Below are 21,229 nucleotides of genomic sequence, written 5' to 3'. Positions count from 1 at the left end.
CTAATTATTTAAGCAATAGAACTATAAAATCTAAGGTTTAAATGTATCAGTTCTAAACGGGTAAGCAGGTAAATTAGCTTCATTCACCAAGTTCACATTTGGTTTACCTATAAAAGCATAACGTATATAAAGGGGTTTTCCTAAACCTGGAGCATTCAATTTAACTGATTTCCTTTTAATTTTTGCTTCGGCAGGAATCCAATTCCCTGATGAATCTGACAACCAAAATCCAGTTGGCGCTTTACCATCTATTGTCTTTAAGCTTTTAACATTATCAAAATTCACAACTATAGAGTTTCCTTTTATTTTCACTCTTTTCATTGTTGGTCCAAATGCTTTCACTTTTTTATATAAAACATTATGAAGCGCCATTAAAGACAAACGTTTACCAACTGGTAATTTATCTTTTGGATGTATATTTTTTACATCACCCAAATCAATAGTATTTATTACTGATGTATTTGATAGCTCAAGAGCTTTTAATTGAGATTCTCGCATCCAAGCCCAAGAATGAGCATCTGGATTTTTTGGATTCATATCTTTTTCTGAATCCAAAACTTTTCCATAACCAGGAAGCATTACCACTAGAAAATGTAATTTTTCATTATCCCAACCTTTTCGGTAGCGTTGAATCCATTCTTTAAGTACATCACCATACTTTAATATCCCTGAATTTCTAGCATACCATGGTTCTTTAACCATACCATACATGGATTGTGTGTTACGTTCTCCTTGATACCAAACCAAACCTCTACAAGCATAAGGAATTAATGGATACATCATAGCATTATACAGAATATTTGATTGTCTCCGTAAAAAAATATCATCCGTATTTCGCCAAGGTTTTGGACCTTTTAAAATAGCTTTTATTTTATTTTTAGTTATTGTATCAGCATCAAACTCATCCATCATAATTTTATAATGCGGTACCGTTTCTGTCATATCACGAGGCATCCAAGCTTCAATAGATGAACTTCCCCAAGATGTTAAAATAATACCGATAGGGACATTTGCAGATTTCTCTAAAAAATAAGCAAATGAAAATGCAACAGCACTATTTGGATGTTTTACCTCCCATACACCTTCACAAGTATCTTGAGGTTCAAATGCAACCGTATTTTTAACTTTAAAACTTCTAATATTTTTTGTTGAAGAAACTAACTTTTTTACTTCTGGTGCCCCGTTTACAGAAAACTGCATATTAGATTGACCTGAACAAATCCAAACTTCGCCTACTAAAATATCTGAAATTTTGATTGTCTTCTCTTCAAGTGAAGAAGACACAATCATAGTTTTGGGTTCTAAACTTGCTTTTAAAGCATCTAATTTTATACTCCATTTACCATTTGAATCTGCAACGGTACTTTTTTCAGAATAACCAAATTGGATATTAACTGTAGATCCTACTTTTGCTTTTCCCCATATAGAAATAGGCATATCTCGTTGCAACACCATATGGTCTTTAAAAAGAGACCCTAGCTGAAATATAGTTTTGGAAGTTATTTTTTTTGAAATATTTGTTTGCGCAAAACTTGAGTTACCAATAAGTAACATGAATAGTATTGTAAAACCGTAAAAAATAAAATTCTTAAACCTAAACTCTTTTCCCATTTTTTTAATTTAAATCTCCAATTTCAATTCTTTTTACCAATTTTATTTTACTAGAAAGTAATTTTAAAAACGTGCGAACTACTACCATAACCTGGTTTAGCTTGAACTCCTGTAGCCAGATACAAATAAGCCGGTTTCTCATCTATAAAAAGTATTTGTGCCCGCTCCAGATGACCATCCTTTTTTCCTCTATAAGAAACAGCATCTTTTAAATGTTCTTCGCCAACATAATGTTGTAAATCTTCATAAGCTCTTACTGTTTTTTCAGCCGGAAAAGAAAAACCATCTCCAGACTTCCATAACAATCCACCACCATTATTTCCAAGAGTTCCTCTAAAATCACGACTCATAAGGTATACTGAATCTTTCATTGTAAATGCATAAGCATCTTCAAGCGGCATTTTTTCTTCAGTTACTCTTGTAGGGTTATGTATATACGGTCCTTCTACATTATCGGCAACTACAACACCATAAGAGTAAACATATCCTTTCGGTTCTTTTCTAACAACCGATTTATGATATAACAGATATTTACCTTTGTATTTTATTAATGACGGATTAGAAACTCCTAACCTAGCTGTATAATTCCAAACTGTAGAATCTTTTGTTTGACGTAAAATTGTACCATCGGCTTCTGCACCTTTTGCAGGTCTCCAAGTATCATTTAAATCATCAGCAACATACATAATAATACGTTGGGTTTTTAAATCATTGTTTTCATTTACAATAAAACAAAGTTGATATTTACCATCTATATTACTAATGGTTGGGTTATGTGGTGAATTAAATAAACCATCTTTATCTTCAACTGTTACTCCTAAATACTTGAATGGACCTTCTGGGCTATCACTCACGTAATGCCCTATTTCACAATCTTTAAACCATCCACTAAAATTTCCAGGTTGCGTTTTTGTAGACCATTGCGCTGCAAAAAGATGGGTTTTCCCTTCCTTATCTTGTATTGGAGAAGAACCCCATACATGCATCCCTTCATTATCAGCTGCTCTACCTACATATTCTATCTTCATATTTCCCGTATGAATCTTTGATTCTGTATTAGCTTTTTCAACTTTATTTTTTTTAGTCTTATCATTACAAGCTAGACATAAAAGTACTAGTACGAATAATGTAAATTTTTGTAATTTCATCTTTATTATCTCTATTATTATATTTAGTTCACTAAGTTAATTAACTCTTATTTCCAATCCTTATGTTTAATTTCAAATTATCAACGCATAAGATTTTTTCAATCACCAACCTTAGTATTTATATTTCTCTAATCTTGAAAAACTCCATTCTTTAATCAATAAAATTTCAAAAAAAAACTAAAGTATAAAACTACTTATTCTTACCTCAAAAAATGGGGTGTTTTTGACTATAAATAGGGGTAATATTGATAACTATTCAACAAAACAACTCTATATCCATAAGCTTTCTCATATATAAGAATAAATTTTATCTTCTAAATTAAAATTGATAATACATACTCGTTAGTTAATTATTGAAACAACATTAGCTTATTATTAATCATTTAAAGTTGATAGTTTCCAACTATCTCGCCATGATATTGACATTTTATCATCAGAAAATTCAATTGGGAGCCAAATATACCTTCCTGTTATTGGTTTCTTGGGTTTCCAAATATCAAACATAGCGATGTAAGCATCTTCCTTTCCATGAACAGGGATGATATAAGATGCTTGTCCTCCAAACGTTTTTTCTACACCAAGTTTATCTATATTATTATAGCCATTACAAGGATTCCCGTGATAAGTCCACGTTCCTAAAAGATTAGTTGTTGTATGATAACGTGCCGGGTTTGGATTCCAACCTTTTGATCCAGAACCTAACATGTGGTACACTCCTTTTCTTTTGATAATTGCTGGTGCTTCAGAATGTACTTTAACTCCTTTACAAACTTGATAATCTCCTTCAGGAAAATAATAATCAGTATCCATTTTGCCAATAACAAATGCCTTATCGGGCTTACGAACTGCTAAATGGTAAAGACTACCATTATCATCTTTAAACATAGAAAAATCTCCAGAACCTTTGTTGGTTCCTCCGCCACGAAACTTGTGATGATAGGTAAATGGACCATTTGGTTTATCAGCCACGGCTACTCCAACATAATTACTATCATACCCAACTCCCTTTAAGTATAGCTTAAAATAGGCTACAAACTGCTTGTTTTTAGAATTGTAAACTACTTTAGGTCTTTCTAAAATACATCCGTAAGCTAAATCACTTTTTTCATCTTTATAATCTACACTTAAAACAAGACCCTCATTTTTCCAATTTGTTAAATCTTTAGAAGAATAACAATGTATACCACCATCTGCAAATTGAGCTTCTGATTTGCCATCTAGTTTATGTTCGCCGTACCAATAGTAAACACCTTCATAAAAAAGAACACCACCACCGTGAGCATTGATGCCTTTACCATTGGTATCTAACCATTGTTGCGCAGGTTTTATTTCTGTTTGATTTTGCTGTGCGATTAAAAATTGACCACCAAACAACATCAACAACAAACTACCTAAAATTGACTTTATTAAATTCATGCTACTTCAAGTTTTTACTCACTCTTTAACTCTTGTGTCCACTCACTAGCAAATCCCCATTGTTTTATAACCCTCATCTTATAATAAATTGGAGTTCCTTTTTTAATATTAGGAATGTTAAGTACTCCTTTTACTTTGGTTGTTAATTTTTTATCATAAATGTTAGAGCTAGTACCATAAATTACTTCATACAAATAATCATATGGACTTACACTATAAGCAATAAAAACACCATTATCAGTATGTTTTGTATTCCAAATAATTGGCGGCAATTCATCTTCATCTTTTGTGAGTTCTTTTGTTTTAGAAGGAATACTTTCTCCTTTATTGTTCACCGCGATCAATTGATATTTCCAAACAAGACCTTGTTTTACTTTTTTATCCTCAATATCAATAAAATTATTTGTTGTTTCTTTAGTATTGAAAGTCAAATCTTCTTTTTCATATCGAACATAATACCCCTCTGCATCTTTACTTTTTTCGAAAAAAACACGAATACCACTGTTAGCTGTATTTGCAAATGTTATAACAGGCTGTTTTGGAACCTGAAACTTAACTAGATCTGTATGAACTTTATAACCTTGTGGGTCTAGGAAACTAACTTCTATCATACTTAAGTTGTCTTTAGCATTCCATTTTAAGAAAACATCAAATGCTTTATCTCCAGGAAAAATAGTTTTAACAAGTTGTGTATTTGTCTCAACAACTTTAAAATCAGAATCAAACAGCGTATACTGTACTTTATACTCTCTCAATATATTCGCAGGAATATCTAATTTTGTTCTTGGCTGAATAGTAACTTTTGCCTTTCCTTCTACTGTATTAAAATTCGATACAGTAAGATTTCTTATCTGACTAAATTCTTTTTGAATACTATAAAAACCTTTTTTCTTATCTCTAAAAGAAGTTACAACTCCCCAAGCTCTATTTTGTGACGGAGGTGTTTTCCACCCATCTTTACCGTGATAGGTACTTCTGTAATCGTTAAATGCCCATAAAGAACCTCCTAAAACATATTCTTTATTTCGTAATTGATTCATCATTTTTTCGGCTGGAATATCTCCTAAGCTTGGGTCTTCGGAATTTAGTTCTTTACCAAACTCAGACATAAAAATTGGTTTCTTATGATTTCTCCAAGTACCATCTGCCTTTTTACCCCAATTTTGATACCCATTTAACATTGCTAAATCGGCATACCTAGTAGCTTCTTTAGGTGAATTATTCGCCGAATTAGACACACAAACTGCTATTCTATTTGGATCTAATTTCTCCGCCATTTCTATAGCTCCTTTTACATAGTCATTTACTTTTGGGTTTTTAGACGCCATCCCCAATTCATTACCTACACTCCACCCCACAATTGCTGGATGATTATAATTATTTTCGATGATTCGTTGCAACCATTCTTTTGGTTTCGGATGCTCTGGATCTACTAAAACATCTTTTCCCCAAAGGCCTACTTCTTCAAAAATTAGAATCCCTTTTTCATCCAAATAATCGATGTATTCTTTTGGTAAATTCACATGGCTTAATCGTGCCATATTTGCACCCAAACTTTTCATTAAATCGATATCTTCCTTAATACGTTCTATAGGCAATGTGTTACCTGTAAACCTATCTTCTGGTACTACATTAAACCCAACAGGTCTAATACTTTCTCCATTTAATAGTAATTTTAAACCGTCAATTTCTAATTTTCGAATACCAAATCTATCAGAATTTGTATGTAAAATCTCTTTGTTTTCTGATAAGGTAACGGTAGATTCGTATAAATTAGGAAAATCAAAATGCCATAAATTCACTTTAGACTTAGGTAATTTATAAGACCAGTTTACAATGCATCTATTAGTATTTGCTGTAATTGTGGCTTTTACTTTCCCTTTTGCCACTATCTTTCCATTACTTTTAATATCGATATTAAATAGTACCTTTTTAGGAGTATTACTAGAATTGCTACTCACAATTTTTACACCTAATTGAGCCGTTCCCTTTTTTAAGTCGGGCACTGCATCTATATGCTGAAATTCAATACGCGTTTTAGGTGTTAATTCTAACCAAACAGGTCTTCTAATCCCTCCCCAATTCCACATGGCACCACTTTTAAAAACGTTATTAACCAATACGGTTAACCTGTTTTCTTTTCCTAGATTTAGATACTGGGTAATATTGAAATGGAAAGGTAAAAATCCTAAATTATTTTCACCAACTAAATGCCCATTTACCCAAATTTTAGCATCGTTATAAACGGATTGAAAAACCAAACGTAGTTGTTCTGTACTTTGTATTTCATCAACAGTAAAAGTTCTTGTGTACCAAGCATCGCCTACATATTCAGCATATTCATTTACCAAATCCCAGTTTCCAGGAACCGCCATAGTATCCCAAGAAGCGGTATCTACATCTTTTGCTGTCCATCCAGAAGACTCTCCTTCTGCATAAGGATCTGTTTTAAAAGACCATTTGCCATTTAATGCTATTTTCTGATTGCCTTGTGCATAGCTAAAATTGGCTACAATAAAACATAAAAGTCCTATTATAATAGGAGTTTTAAGAATTAATTTTCTAAAAATTACTGAAATTTTCATCATATATTTTGTTATTTATACACAAACCAAGCTGTTGCTTTACAATCTTTACTTGATTTTAATTGTGCCCAATGTGCACTAAATCCTTTTGGAAATTTATACGTTATTTTTTGTTCTGCTTTCAACTCAAATGTTTTAAACAAAACAGGATGGTCTGAATAATGATTTATATGGATGTATAACTCAAACTGTGTATCAACATCCGATTCTAAAACGACTGTTTTTTCGTCATAACCCGTCATCAAATACATATCTGATAATTGGTTTGCTTTTATTTGGGTATTTTTCCATGGGCCACCTTCTCCTACAGGCTTTCCAAAACTCCATAAATCATCGATACCTCCAAACCAAAGTGCCACATTACCATCCTCAGATTTGTAAATATGTTCTGATTCTTTAGCATCTAATTTAACGCCACTTAAAACCAATAAACCATTCCAAGTATTAAACTCTGTAATTTGTTTATTGTGTGTTGCAACCGGGCGCATCATTTTATACAAAGGTTCTTTCCCCACTTTATAAAGCGGTAATTCATAAAAAGTACCCGAAATATTTGCCAATTCTCTTTCAGATTCAAGCTCTCTAGTTACTCGAGCTGTTTTTGCCGAAAATTGACTTGAGTAATTTGCATTACCTTTTGGTAATCTTAACTGATACTTTTCAGCATGTAAAATAACAGATGCCTCATCTTCTGACCAGATTTCTTTTTCATTTTCTTTTATTTCAGAAATATCAGCTGAATCTTTATTAAAGAAATCAACTTCTTCTCCAACTTTTTTATTCTTTAAAGCTCTTATTGATGTGCTATCTTTTATACCTTCTATAAATTTAAAATCATATTTTAAAAACTCATAAGAGTTCGTGTTTTTAAAATTGTTATTCTCTATTTCACCTGCATAAACACTTAAGTTATAGTTGATTTTATTACTATACAATTTAGCGTGAGATACTTTACTGTTTTCATCTATACCAGCAAGACTTGTAAACAATTCTTTTCCATCAGAACTATTTTTTAGCTTACGATCTGTAAAATGAAAAGTAGCTGTTAATTTACTGGTTTTATCAGCAACCAAACGTACCCATTCTGCTTTTAAATCTTCTTTAAACATATGATATTGATAACCTTCTTTTTCTAAAGTTATCTTTTTTAACTCTTTCCAGTTTCCTGTTCCATCTTCATCAACCTGAATAGTAACTGTAACTGGTATTTTATCTAAATTATTTAAATGTAATATTCTGTTATCAAAACCAGCTATTAAAAAAGGAAGTGATGGTTGATTCGCAACAACCTCATCATTTAACCAAATTGCTCCATAAGCCGATTTTGGCCCCCAATTGGCAAGCTCTTCACGTTTACCAATCCATAGATTAGATTGAGGCTGACCTGCAAAAGGGTTACCCTGTATACTTGTTTCATCAGTAGCTAAAACAACTTTATCATTCCAACTTAAAAAATCTGGCACATACCTTAAATGTGAACCCATTGGTTTAATCCCTGCAGTATTCTTATGAGAAAATGTTGAAGGAAAATCATAAAACATACCATGCATATCCATCATCATTTTTCCATTACCAATTTCTCTAATTCTTGGCCATTCTGTAAACCAACCGTGAGAAGGATCATTATTATAGGTTGCTTTTGGTAATAAAAACGTTTTCCATTCACCATTTTCTAAAACCTTTAACCTTACCGATCTTTTATCCCATCCCATTGCCCATAGAGGGTATTGATCGTTTGGCACTGCGTTAATACCGTTTTTTGTGGTAACATCTGTAAATTGTCTTCTTTCAATAACTTTAAAATTTTCACCATCAAATTCAGCTAAAATTCCATTATCTTCTTTGTTATTTTTATTTTCTAAAGTTATTTTCCAATTTTTGCTACTTTCATTTTTATGCTCTCCATTATTTGCCAACACTAATATGTTCTGACTTGTGTAAGCACCTTTACCATGCCAACCAGGTAAGGGATTGTGATATAGTTTTTTTACTTCTAGTGTATGTACATTTACCTCATACAACATACCTTCCATATCATAATAATACACCAAATTCTTAGGATCTTTTAAATGTCTTGCAATGGCTGTTAAACGACCTTTCATATCTTTAATAGGAATCACTCGTACTTCTCCAGAACTACTAATAACATAAGGCCCAATTAGTAGTTGGTTAGATTCTTTATGAATCATTCTAGCCGCTGGTGTACCTCCAATACTCCCTTTAAACACTTGTATATTCTTATCTCTATCGATAATATACAGTTTGTGCTCACTACCTTCTGGCTCATGTGCTGCATAGTTAATCATATACAGTTTCTCATTCCAAACTGCCAAGGCTCCAATTCCACATTCATTCCCAAAACTATAGGTTCCGTTTGCTCTTGCGTGCGAATAACTTGTTAAATGCGGATAAACACCACTTATTTTTCTTGTTCCAGAAATTGAAACTATTTCTCCATTATCAATCTTAACAGTGGTTTGTAAATTTTCATTTTTCTCTTCAGAAGGCTTACAACTCCAACAAAATATAATTAGTGATACTAATACTATTTTTAGTAATCTATTTCCCATTTAAATTAGTTATTGAATAAATATTTTATTTTTTCACTTCCTTTAAATCAAACCTTTCGAGAAATTCAACTCCATTTTTAATTACCCTATGAACTCCCCATTCTATTATCTTACCATTACCGTTATCAGTATATGCTTCAGGCCGGTAAGCACCAGGAGCATGTGGCACATTCTTATTTGTAAAATTGTGTGTCTTTTTAAAATTTAAACCATCTTCAGCATACATAATGGACTTGTGAACATCTTCCTTTCCTTCTTTACCAATCATTGTTGCAACTCCTTTTCCTTGAGGCCAAACAAGCACTTCATGGCCACCTCTTACAACTGGGTTATTTTTATATTTCACATACGGACCTTCAGGCTTATTGGCAATAGCAATACCCATTTTAGTTTCTCGTGGTGATTTTCCCCATTGGCGACCTTTATAATATAGCCAATACTTTCCATCACGGACAATTATGCTTGCATCATCAATTCGGTGACTATCAAATTCGGTAATATCATTACTTGGAACCATTATTGGATTGGCTGAAAACTTTGTCCAAGGACCGTCTGGTGAATTAGAAATAGCTATCCCTATTCTAGTTTTCGATTTTTCAAGATCTTTAGTTCTATATGGATTGTTTACCCCTGAATAAAATAAATAATACTTACCATTGGCAATTAATATACCCGGAGTAAAACAACCTTCATCATCCCAACTACCATCTTTTCCTGGCGGTAGCGCTTCTCCTTTTTCCGTCCAAATAAATCCGTCTGGTGAAGTTGCATACCATGTTGCCCATCTAACATTAATTCCTACTTTCCAATACCAAACATAATACAATGCCCCAACTTTTATAACATCGCTTGGATCCCCTCGTTTAATACCTTCTTCGGGGCCAAGGGCCTCAATATGAGAATATAATGCCGTTACTGACTTTAGATTTGATTGAGAAAAAGAACTACCTAATCCTAAAAACAGCATACTTATTATTACAACAATTTTTTTCATTAGAATTAATTTAATTTTAGTCTTTCATTAATACTTCCTTCATTTCTATAACACTCAAATCTAATTTCCTTTTAAACTAATTGCTTATAAAAATATATTTCTTAAATTCTTTTACTTTTCCTCCCTATTAATATCGTTTTGCACTTTTTTATTCCAACCTCTAGCGTCTAATGGAAAAACATTATTCTTTTTTGCCCATACATTCCATTTTTCTTCAAGTTCAGTAACAATTTCAGGATATTTTTCAATTAAGTTATTTTCTTCGGCTCGGTCTACCGATAAATCGTATAATTCCCATTTTCCTGTGTAAGGTGGTTTTAAATCTTTGGTAGCAACAAGTTTCCAGTGTCCATCAATAACAGCTCTGTCTGCTTCATGCTCAAAAAATAAGGGGCCTCTTTCTGAAACTGAACCTTTAAAAGCAGAAACCAAACTTTTCCCTTGGTACGGTTTTATCTCATTTCCATCAAGAGATTCCGGATAATTAGCCCCAGAAAGCTCCATAAAAGTTGGCATAAAATCTATCACGTGTCCTTGTTGAATTGAAATAGATGCTTTTTTAATTTTCTTAGGCCAATGAACTACTAAAGGGGTACTAATTCCGCCTTCATGGTTAGAACTTTTATACAAACGGAACGGTGTATTACTCATATTTGCCCAATTTCTTCTATAACTTTGATTAAACTTATTGTCACCAGGGTTGACAATGCTATCTGTATCAAAGTTTTTCCCTTGAGACTCTTTGTTCCCTCCATTATCTGATAAGAATAGTATAATTGTATTATCTAATTGCTTCTTATCTTCTAACAACTTTATTATTCTACCAATACCCTGATCCATTCGGTCTATTTGAGCGGCATATACCTCCATACGTATTTCCCACATGGCTTTTTCCTTGTCTGACAAACTATTCCAAGCTGGAATATCTTTTGGTCGTTGGCTCAACACCCAAGAATTAGACAATCCGATTTCTGTCATTTTATTAAAACGTTGTTCTCTAAAATAATCCCATCCTTTACTGAATTTTCCTTTATACTTTTTAATATCAGCTTCTAAAGCGTGTAAGGGTCTATGTGGTGCAAAATGAGCAACATAAAAAAAGAAAGGTGTTTCTTTTTCATTTTTAAAATGTTCTTCTAATATTTCAATTGTAGAATTATTTATAGCTTCGGTTAAATAAAAATCATTTGATGGGATTAACCTTTCATTATTTTTGGTTAAGGTTGTTGGCAGATAATAACCTCCACCGCCTGAAAGGACTCCATAATATTTATCAAAACCTCTTTGAATAGGCCAATTTGAATTGTCAATATCAGGTTCCATGTTTTTATCATAGGCTACATGCCATTTTCCCGTCACATAATTTTCATAGCCTGCAGTTTTAAGAACTTGAGCAAGTGTTACACTATTTTCACTAATAGCTCCTCGGTATCCTGAACGTCCAAAATCTGAAGCTGTCATCCAACCTAAATCAGCATTATGAGCATACAAACCCGTTAATAAAGATGCTCTTGTAGGACAGCACCTTCCTGCATTATAAAACTGACTAAAAACCATGCCATTAGTAGCTAATTGATCAATACTTGGTGTTTCAATACCCGACCCCATAAAACCCAGATCAGAGAATCCCATGTCATCAGCCATAATTAGAATGATGTTCGGTTTTTCGTCTGTAATTTCATTTTCTTGTTTAATAGAGTTACAAGAAATAGTTAATAGAATGATTAGAATAATTAGACGGTTCATAATTTTTGTTGTTTACTCTTCATGTTATTGATTTTTGCTCGAAAGCATTCAATTTTATTTTTAATTAATTGCTTATAAAAAAGTATTTCTTAATTGTATTTCAATTTCTTTCTGGTTTCTAATAATCATCAACTTTGTACTTTCTTTATGCGAGTTTTTCTCTAAAACATCCAAAAAGTTTGAGATGTTTTTCACTTTATGATTTCCAATACGGATAAAGACATCTCCTTCTTTAAGGTTTGCACCCGACCATTATTTGGTTTTTGCTCCTTCTTTTACGCTAAAAATCTCAGGTTATAAATATACCTCTGTTTGTTAGTGTTTCCATAACTAAATAAGCAACCCTATTAAAGTATATCCTTTAGTTGGGCAAGGTAGGTGCCCAATCATCAATTCTTTTCCTTTGAACTTTCATGAAATTATCTATTGTTTTAGAATCAAACAACTGACTCATTGGCAGTTCTCCAAGATTTATAAGGATTCCTCTAGCTAAAAACTTAATATCTTTATTTTTACCATGCTCTGCAATGTGTTTAATATCATCAATGAATGGAGCAACTCGATCTCCTAATTCCTCCAGTGACGAAAGGGAAAGTTTGTTTCCTCCATTTGCTTGCTGAATCAGAATCGAAATACCTTTTTCTGTTTGCCCCGCTAAAGCAATCCCTTCTGCAGCTGTTGCTGCTACTGAATCCCACTTGTCATCACATGCCAACACTAATTGATTTGGAATGGTTTTTAAATTTCCATGATACGCCATAGTAGTGAATCCAGAAGCTGCCCAAAAACGGAATTCAGGTCGTTTATGTTTTAAATAATTTAGAAAGACAGATTGATCAGAAGCCTTACCCAAAGATGCTTTCTCTACCAAATCATAAAGCTCATTAAAAGGGTAATTTTCCGTTCTTACCCATTCATAGAGTGAAATACCACTACGCACAAATTCATCTCTCACAGCCTTTGGAAAAAAACCTAAATCTCGGGTTTTTCTAATGTGCTTTGAAGCTTCCTTTCGTAAATTGCTTAAAGTTTCGGTATAAGCCAAATCATCAGCCAAATTATTCATATTCCAAGGGTCTTTTTTCGAATCAAATAAAGCCTCGTTAGCTTTTGGTTCATAATAAGATTTGTATTCTGGCTCACAATTTCCTTTGTGATATAAATCATCCCAGGCATTTTGAGATGGCATTCCCCATTGAAATGATTGTTTTAAGCCATGTACTTTATAAGGTGTATAAAATTTTATGTAATGAAACTCACCATCATTAATTGCACGAGATGGATCAAAATGAACTTCTGTATTAGTTCTAAAGCAATGGGCGTATGCACGTTTTTGAGCGTTAGGTCCCATAAAAGGTTTCCCTTGCATGTGTTCTGGTATTTTGGCTCCGGAAACATTCAATAAAGTAGGGCCAAAATCTACAAATTCAACAATCTGATCGCTTTTTTGACCTTGTTTAGTAGGTAATAAATGTTTCCACTTTTCTGGTGCAGCAATGATTAATGCAGAACGAAAACCAGTTTCGTAAGGAAAAGCTTTTCCCCTAGGCAAACAACCACCATGGTCGGAGAAGAAAAAAATAATAGTGTTCTCTAGTAATTTGCGCTTCTTTAAATCATCGATAAAAAAACCAACCCATTTATCAGCATCTTGCACACCATCTAGGTGTAATGCATAATCTGCACGCATTTCTGGAATATCGGGCACATGAGGTGGAAGAGCCACATCTTTTGGTTTAATTCTTGATGGTTCTCGATTATCTACAGACACTGAAGTAATGCGACTCATGTGTGTAGTCATGTTATTGAATTGTGCAAAAAATGGCTTACCCTTTCTATCTGCATCATTATAACTAACATTGGGTTTATCATCAGACAGGTATCCACTCATTTTATCCCAAACCAATGGATAGTATTTCTTTTGAACTTCCTTTGTAACATTGTAATCGGTTTTACCAGCATTTACACAAAAATATCCTTCCTCACGCAGGTACTGAGGAAAAAAGTATTGTTGTGGTACAATGTGACTATTTCGATGCCAATCGTTTCCGTAGGTGGTAGCATACGATCCACTTATTAAAGATGAACGTGCCGGAGAACAATACGGTCCATTGGCAAATGCATTGTTAAAAACCACCCCATTTTTTGCCAAATAATCTAGATTTGGCGTTTTGATTGTTTTATTGCCATAGGCAGGAAAAAGATAAGGGGAAGTATCCTCTACAACAAGAAACAAGATATTAGGCCTATCTACATTTTGAGCCTTGCTCCAAATGCAAGAAAACAACATTAATAATAGAACAAACTTCAATTTAATTTTATAGTTATTCATAATTTCTTAAATATTATTTTTTATTAATTGCAAAAATGACTGCTTCATCTGAATGCTATTTATTATTTTTATTTCTCCTTGACTGTGAAAACTATTGTTTCATCTTACCAGAAAAAAATCCGCCTTTTCCTTTGATAATAAGTACTGATTAAAATTTTTACACATATCTTCAGCTTAAGATCTGAATCTAGACTCTTGTCTTCTGATGATTAATTAATATTTAAAAGTACATCTTGTCTACCTCAATTCTAATCGTTCATTAATACTTCCTTCATTTTCTGAGGGTTCGAATAAAGCACATTCTTATTTTGCATTAATCGTTTATGAATATGAGAAGTTACATCCATCCAATCACGTTCTTCACCCCATAATGGATTCATCATTTTAGATTCCCAGTTTATTAATTCATTTTGTAATAACTTATATTCTTTAGAATGTGAAGTCTCAATATTTGTAGTTTCTCCTATATCGTTTTTTAAATTATATAGTGTTGCCCCATAATTTTGTAACCTAACCATTTTATAATCTCCTACTCTAGCCCCTGCTTCTTCTAGTTTTCTCCAAAACAATTTACTATGAGGATTTCCTTTTTTTTCACCCTTTAAATAAGGTAATAAATTAACTCCATCTAAAACTAAATCATCTGTTTTTGTAATTTTTGCTGCTGCTAAAGAAGTTGTGAAAATATCTAGTGATGAAGATAAACCGTTAAACTTTTGCCCTACTTTAATTTCTTTAGGCCAACTGACAATAAATGGTACACGATGACCACCTTCAAACTTATTTCCTTTCCACCCTTTTAACACACCTCCACTTGAAGTATTATTAGCTGCTCCTCCATTATCACTTAAAAAATAAATTAATGTGTTTTCTTCCAAACCTAAGTCTTGCAATTTTTGTTGAAGTTTCCCAATGTTTTCATCTAAAGACCAAGTCATAGCAGCCAGCTTCTTTCTCTGATGATTTTTATATTTTTCTAAATGCTCTGCTTTGGCATCCATTGGAGTATGTACTGCGTTATATGCTAAGTACATAAAAAACGGTTTATCTTTATTTTCTTCAATATACTTTACAGATTGATCCCCTAAAACATCTGTCATATAACCTTCAAACTCTACTCGTTCACCATTATGCTGTAACATATTATATTTTGAAGGGCTCTCCAGAGGAAAATAAGATCTACTTCCAGTTTCAAAACCAAAAAACTCATCAAATCCTCTTTGGTTTGGGTGGTCTGTTTTGTCCTTTCCTAAATGCCATTTCCCTAAAGCTATTGTTTTATAGCCATTAGTTTTAAACACATCTGCCATTGTAACTACATCATCAGAAAGCCCAATATCACCAGAATCACCATAACCCGTATTATTTGCCTCAAAACCAAAACGTTGCTGATATTTACCTGTAATTAAACCAGCTCTTGAAGGTGCGCAAACAGTAGCACTCACATGAGCATCTGTTAAAACAACACCATTTTTAGCAAGTTTATCAATATTAGGTGTTTCCAAATCTACACTTCCCATAAAACCAAAATCTGCGTAACCTGCATCATCAATAAGAATAACAATTACGTTTGGTTTTTCTAAGTTTTTTAATGTATTTACTTCAATAGTTTTTTTACATGAAAGTGTTACTAAAAAGGTTAACATTAACAAACTACTAATTTTAATATTACTTTTCATTTTATTCAATATTAAATTATTTATTAAAACTATAAAGCTTAATTATTTCTATTACTTGTTTTTATTTAACTCGCTGCCCCACCAATCTTTATTCGGTTTCCAATCTGGAGAAAGCATCTTTTCACGTTGTTTTTCTTGATTTGGTAATGTCACAGTTTTCTGTTTTTCTAACCATTTTTTACGAGCTGCTTTATCCCATTCAGGATCTACGTCTGCATAATGCGTATCCATTGATTTTAACCAATCTAAGAGCTGAGTTTTCATTTGTTTTGTAATTTTAGAATTACTTTCTGCAACATTATTACGCTCACCTAAATCGGTATCTAAATTGTATAATTCGGCATGAAGATCTTCCCAATAATAAATCAATTTCCATTTTCCTTTTCTGATAATTGAACTTGGTTCTCCTCCTTGATTTCCATAATGAGGATAATGCCAATACAATGGTCTTTCATCAATATTTCCTCCTTCTAAAAGAGGTTTTAAACTAACACCATCCATATGTGCTTTTGGTTTTAACTGAAAGCCTGATAAATCTAACAATGTTGGGTATAAATCTACTCCAGAAACTGGTACATCTATAGCCACACCATTCTGTTCTATCCAAGGAACATCAATAAAATAAGGGATTCTTACACCACCTTCCCATTGATATCCTTTACCGCCTCTTAAAGTAAGCTGATTGGTAGAAAAGTTATCTCCAGAAGTAACACCTCCATTATCCGAAGTAAAAACAACGATAGTATTTTTATCTAAATTTAAATCTTTTAATGTTTTCATTACAATTCCAATAGCATCATCTACCTGTTCTATCAAACCTGCATATACCGGATTGTCTTGATATTTTCTAGCAGGTAGAACACGTTCCATTTCAAATCCTTTTTCATGAATTCCCATCTTTTCTGCTTTGTTTCTATACTTTGTCCATTTTTCTTTAGTTGTTTGTATTCCACTATGAACAGCATAAAAAGAAAGGTATGCAAAAAACTGACCATCCTTATTTAATGTTATAAACTCACTCGTTTTTTTAGCTAATATCATAGATAAATTCTTTCCCTTTTCTTCTGGTAAATTTGGTAAGTTTGGGTTTTTAAAAGGTGAAAAGTATCCTCCACTTGGACCTCCGGCATGATTTCCTCCTATATTAATATCAAAACCATGATCTGTTGGTAGTGATCTTTGTTCTTTACTACCTAAGTGCCATTTTCCTGCAAAAAAAGTAGCATAACCTTGTTCTTTAAAAGCTTCTGGCAATGTAGTAGCGCTAGAATCTAAATGATGTTTATATTCTGGTGGTAATAATTTAGTATAACGTTTACGTTCTTTCCACGATTGTCCACTATTTCTTTGTCCTTCAAATTGAGTAATTCCATGTCTTACTGGGAATTGTCCTGTCATTAAACTGGCTCTTGATGGGCTGCAAACCGTACAAGCGGCGTATCCATTTGTAAAAATTGTTCCAGTTTTCGCAATTTTATCAATGTTTGGGGTTTCATAATACTTACTTCCCATAACACTTAAATCTGCATACCCTAAATCATCAACCAAAATAAATAAGATGTTAGGTTTTTTTGTAGTTGGAACTTTTTTATCATCCTTATTGTAAGATGAGAACAACAATAATACTGTAAGTATTAAAACTATATTTTTCATGTCTTTAATTTAATTCTGATCTAATCCACATACAATGTCCTCCACCTGGAGCCATTGTTGCTTTTATAATATCTCCTTTATTAACAATTCCTTTTCTTACCTGATAAGCTTCAGGGTTTTTCATACCATGAGTCTCCTTTGTATCTTCATAATAGGTTACCTCATAATTTTGTCCTTCTTTAAGAAAGTTCAAATCAATCTCAAGTACTCTACCTTGTTTGTTTGAAACAGAACCAATAAACCATTCTTCCCCAAATCTTCTAGCGGTTGAAATATACTCACCCATTTTACTATTTAAAACTTTACTTTCATCCCATTTCCCAACAGGCATTTTTTCAATAAACTCGAAAAGGTCTGATTTTTTTTCATATGATTCAGGAGCATCAGGTAGACAAACTAATCCACTATAAATTATTAAAGTTCTTGCAGCTTCTGAAACCACTGTAGAGAAATACGTATTTTTCTTTTTGGGCCCTTTTAGTCTATCTCCATTGTTAATACCCTCTAAATCAAAATTTCCATTATTCATATCTAAAGGCCCTTGAATTGCATTAATCAACGCCATTTTTATGAAAGTTTCTGGTGTAAAGGCTTTTCGGGAATCTTGTTGCGCATGACAATATTCTCTAGTTATTGCATTAGGAAATGTTCTTTCCATACCTGTAAAGGGTACAGGTGAATCATGAAAATCTACTAATAAATGATTTTTTGCACTTTGTTGAATTGCGTTACTTGTAAATGAAACGTTATTCCCCATAAAACCATATTTGATACCACTCATGCCTAATGACTCGAAGTAAGAAAACAATTCTTCATCTCCAAAATCCCCTTTATGTCTATCGTAATAAAGTATGAGTTTAACCCCCTTTCCCTTTGCATACTTAGAAACTTTTTCAATATCTAATTTATCTGAAATTTCAAAATTCCCTTTGGAAACCTTTGTAAACCAATGTGCATCAATTAAAAAATACTCAATCCCTTTTTTCGAAGCAAAGTCAATAAATCTTAAGTAACTTTCTGTATCTACACCATAAATAAAACCATCTTTAGTTTTATAATCATGAACTCTCCAATCCCAAAGAGACTTACCAGGTTTAATCCAGGAAGTATCTTCTATTTGGCAAGAGGTTGCTAAATTAATTGGAACCGTATTTGTTACTAAATCACCAATTTTATCATTAATTAAAACAACACGCCATGGTGTAGTTACTTTTCCTCCTATAAGTTTTGTTTTATTTACAGAGGTAAGTATTTTTTTATCATTATTAAATTTAAATTTTATTGTTCCAAATTCTGGTGCAACATATAAATCTGATTCTAATATGGATAAATATGATTTATCAGAATTCTCAACAACCAAAGGTGTCATTAATCTTGGTTGCTTTTTAATATTATTTAATTTATCAATAGAAATTGGCCCTAAAGGAGGATTTTCACCATTTGGAGAATACAATACATCTTTACTATTTAAATTGTATTCACAATAAAGGGTTGCTTCAGTTCCTTCTTTATATCCTTCTATTTCATATCTAAAACCAACTCCATGATTAAAAACACGTACATAAAGTTTAGCATCAGCTTCACCCAATTTCATATCAAGAATAAGCTCATTATATTCATTTCTAACCTCACTAAACTGACCCCAAATTGGTTGCCAAGTTTCATTTTTAGAATTTAAAGAAGAACCTTTAATTTCAGAATAAACACTATCTAATAAAGAAATTTGTGATGAATTTACCAGCGTTTCACCATTGCTAAAAAGAGTATACGTAATTTCACCATTTTCACTACTTATATTAACTGACGATTTTTCGTTTGGAGATTTAATTGAAAAATTTGAAGACTTGCCTTCACATGCATTTATTACAAAAACTAGACTGAGTAGAAATAGTTTATATGTCGCTTTTTGCAATAACTTAAAAATTCTGCTTAACATCATTTATTAAAATATTATGCTGTTTAATAATCTTTAGTTTGAAAAAAATTAAAGTTCTCTACTATATCCTTGTTTTTTATATTGCTCCAAAATTTGATTTAATTCTTTTACCACTTCTGGATGTTCGCTATACATATTATTTTTCTCAGTTGGATCCTTTACAATATTATATAAGGTACCTGGTGCTTCACCTTCTTTTGGCATTATAGATTTAGGCTTAGTAAAACCTCCAGAACCTAAATCTGGTGTGTATTTCCACTCTCCTTTTCTAATAGAAAACATTCCATTAAATGAGTGATGAACAATTGCACCTCTTTTAGCTAGGTTTTCAGTTGAAGTATAAGCAGACCATAAATTAAAACTATCTTCTGCTCCTTTTTTAACCATTGGTTTATTTATTACTCCTGCAAGTGTGGCAAATAAATCTGTTGTACACATTGTTTGATTAGATTCAAGACCAGCTGGAATAACACCTTTCCATTTAGCTATGTATGGCACTCTGTGCCCTCCTTCATAAATATCTGCCTTTTGACCTCTATAAATATAATTAGCACGGTGTGCGTATTTTTTCTTATCTTCTGGTTTCCAATGAGATCCATTGTCTGATGTAACAATTATTAATGTGTTATCCATTTTACCTGCTTTTTCCAAAGCGTTAACAACTGCACCAACAGCATCATCTACCATTGTAACAAAATCTCCATAACGTCCCGCTTTAGATTTACCAACAGCATTACCTGTTGGTAACCAAGGAGTATGAGGAGCGGTTAAAGGGAAGTAAAGAAAAAAAGGTGTATCAACTTCTTTTTGATCACTAATAAAAGAAACTGATTTCTTTGTGAAATTATCTAGTACATTTTCAAACACAAAACTTGGAGACTTTTCTCCTGATCTCCAAAAAATACCACGACCTTCTTTATTTTGATTTTTCCCCTCAGTATATTCAGTTGGTAATTCTACAGCCCTTCCATTTTCAACATAAACATACGGAGGCATATCTAAAGATCCAGGAATAACGTAAGAATAATCAAACCCTAAATCACTTGGGCTTTTTATTTTTTTATTAAAATCCACATTACTAACTCCCTTTTTTTCAGTTATAGACACCTCACCATTTTTTGGTTGAAAACCTAAACCTAAGTGCCACTTTCCAATACAAGCTGTTTTATAACCATTGGTTTTAAGGTAGGAAGCAATTGTAGGTCTACTTTCTTCAATTAAAGGTTCATCATAACCATTTAAAACTCCTTTTTTTAATCTACTTCTCCAGGCATAACGCCCTGTAAGAATTCCGTATCTAGTTGGTGTACATACTGAAGAGTTAGTATGTACATCTGTAAAATGAACTCCTTCTTTAACTAATTGATCCATATTAGGTGTTTGAATACCAGATTCTGAATTTAAAGAAGAAATATCTCCATAACCCATATCATCAGCCAAAATGTAAACTATATTAGGAGTTGCACTTTTAGTTGATACAGTTTCTTTTTTATTATTTTTATTGGCCTGACAAGAGGTAATTAAAACCAATATTAAAAGAAATTTTATTGTTTTCATTC

At 32.5% G+C, this 21,229-nt stretch carries 12 protein-coding genes; all 12 read right to left on the bottom strand.

What is annotated here, in order from left to right; genetic code table 11:
* Nucleotides 1-30: 30 nt before the first annotated feature.
* The 12 genes from DAD81_RS17465 to DAD81_RS17410 all read right to left on the bottom strand — a co-directional run bounded on the left by DAD81_RS17465 (nt 31) and on the right by DAD81_RS17410 (nt 21,227).
* Nucleotides 31-1,611 carry a sialate O-acetylesterase gene (locus tag DAD81_RS17465; protein WP_218939729.1) on the bottom strand — a complete coding sequence of 527 codons (1,581 nt, stop codon included), beginning with the start codon at nt 1,609-1,611 and terminating at the stop codon, nt 31-33.
* Between the two features lie 50 nt (nt 1,612-1,661).
* On the bottom strand, nt 1,662-2,759 hold the full coding sequence (locus DAD81_RS17460) for a glycoside hydrolase family protein (protein ID WP_111709602.1): 1,098 nt from the start codon (nt 2,757-2,759) through the stop codon (nt 1,662-1,664).
* 375 nt (nt 2,760-3,134) lie between these two features.
* Nucleotides 3,135-4,175 carry a family 43 glycosylhydrolase gene (locus DAD81_RS17455; protein ID WP_111709601.1) on the bottom strand — a complete coding sequence of 347 codons (1,041 nt, stop codon included), beginning with the start codon at nt 4,173-4,175 and terminating at the stop codon, nt 3,135-3,137.
* Nucleotides 4,176-4,189: 14 nt separating this feature from the next.
* Complete coding sequence (locus DAD81_RS17450) at nt 4,190-6,763, bottom strand: sugar-binding domain-containing protein (protein WP_111709600.1); 2,574 nt, start codon at nt 6,761-6,763, stop codon at nt 4,190-4,192.
* A gap of 8 nt (nt 6,764-6,771) precedes the next feature.
* A complete protein-coding gene (locus tag DAD81_RS17445; protein ID WP_111709599.1) occupies nt 6,772-9,330 on the bottom strand; it encodes a hypothetical protein in 2,559 nt (852 codons plus the stop codon).
* A 25-nt stretch (nt 9,331-9,355) separates the two neighbouring features.
* Nucleotides 9,356-10,324 carry a family 43 glycosylhydrolase gene (locus DAD81_RS17440; RefSeq protein WP_218939728.1) on the bottom strand — a complete coding sequence of 323 codons (969 nt, stop codon included), beginning with the start codon at nt 10,322-10,324 and terminating at the stop codon, nt 9,356-9,358.
* Nucleotides 10,325-10,435: 111 nt separating this feature from the next.
* The gene (locus tag DAD81_RS17435) at nt 10,436-12,070 is read right to left on the bottom strand and encodes an arylsulfatase (protein WP_111709597.1); all 1,635 of its coding nucleotides are present in this window, start codon (nt 12,068-12,070) and stop codon (nt 10,436-10,438) included.
* Between the two features lie 361 nt (nt 12,071-12,431).
* The gene (locus tag DAD81_RS17430; protein ID WP_157961175.1) at nt 12,432-14,381 is read right to left on the bottom strand and encodes a sulfatase family protein; all 1,950 of its coding nucleotides are present in this window, start codon (nt 14,379-14,381) and stop codon (nt 12,432-12,434) included.
* Between the two features lie 269 nt (nt 14,382-14,650).
* Nucleotides 14,651-16,081 (bottom strand): sulfatase-like hydrolase/transferase, encoded by a 1,431-nt coding sequence (locus DAD81_RS17425; protein WP_111709595.1) that lies wholly within the window; start codon nt 16,079-16,081, stop codon nt 14,651-14,653.
* A gap of 51 nt (nt 16,082-16,132) precedes the next feature.
* Nucleotides 16,133-17,734, bottom strand: coding sequence for a sulfatase (locus tag DAD81_RS17420; RefSeq protein ID WP_111709594.1), 1,602 nt, complete (start codon nt 17,732-17,734; stop codon nt 16,133-16,135).
* A 4-nt stretch (nt 17,735-17,738) separates the two neighbouring features.
* Nucleotides 17,739-19,673, bottom strand: coding sequence for a glycoside hydrolase family 97 protein (locus tag DAD81_RS17415; protein WP_218939727.1), 1,935 nt, complete (start codon nt 19,671-19,673; stop codon nt 17,739-17,741).
* A gap of 45 nt (nt 19,674-19,718) precedes the next feature.
* The gene (locus DAD81_RS17410; RefSeq protein ID WP_111709593.1) at nt 19,719-21,227 is read right to left on the bottom strand and encodes a sulfatase-like hydrolase/transferase; all 1,509 of its coding nucleotides are present in this window, start codon (nt 21,225-21,227) and stop codon (nt 19,719-19,721) included.
* Nucleotides 21,228-21,229: the final 2 nt, after the last annotated feature.

It is taken from the genome of Lutibacter citreus, assembly GCF_003260195.1.
Taxonomy (GTDB): Bacteria; Bacteroidota; Bacteroidia; order Flavobacteriales; family Flavobacteriaceae; genus Lutibacter; species Lutibacter citreus.
Note: the sequence above shows the minus strand (reverse complement) of the source record. Positions and strands in the feature narration are given on the sequence as shown.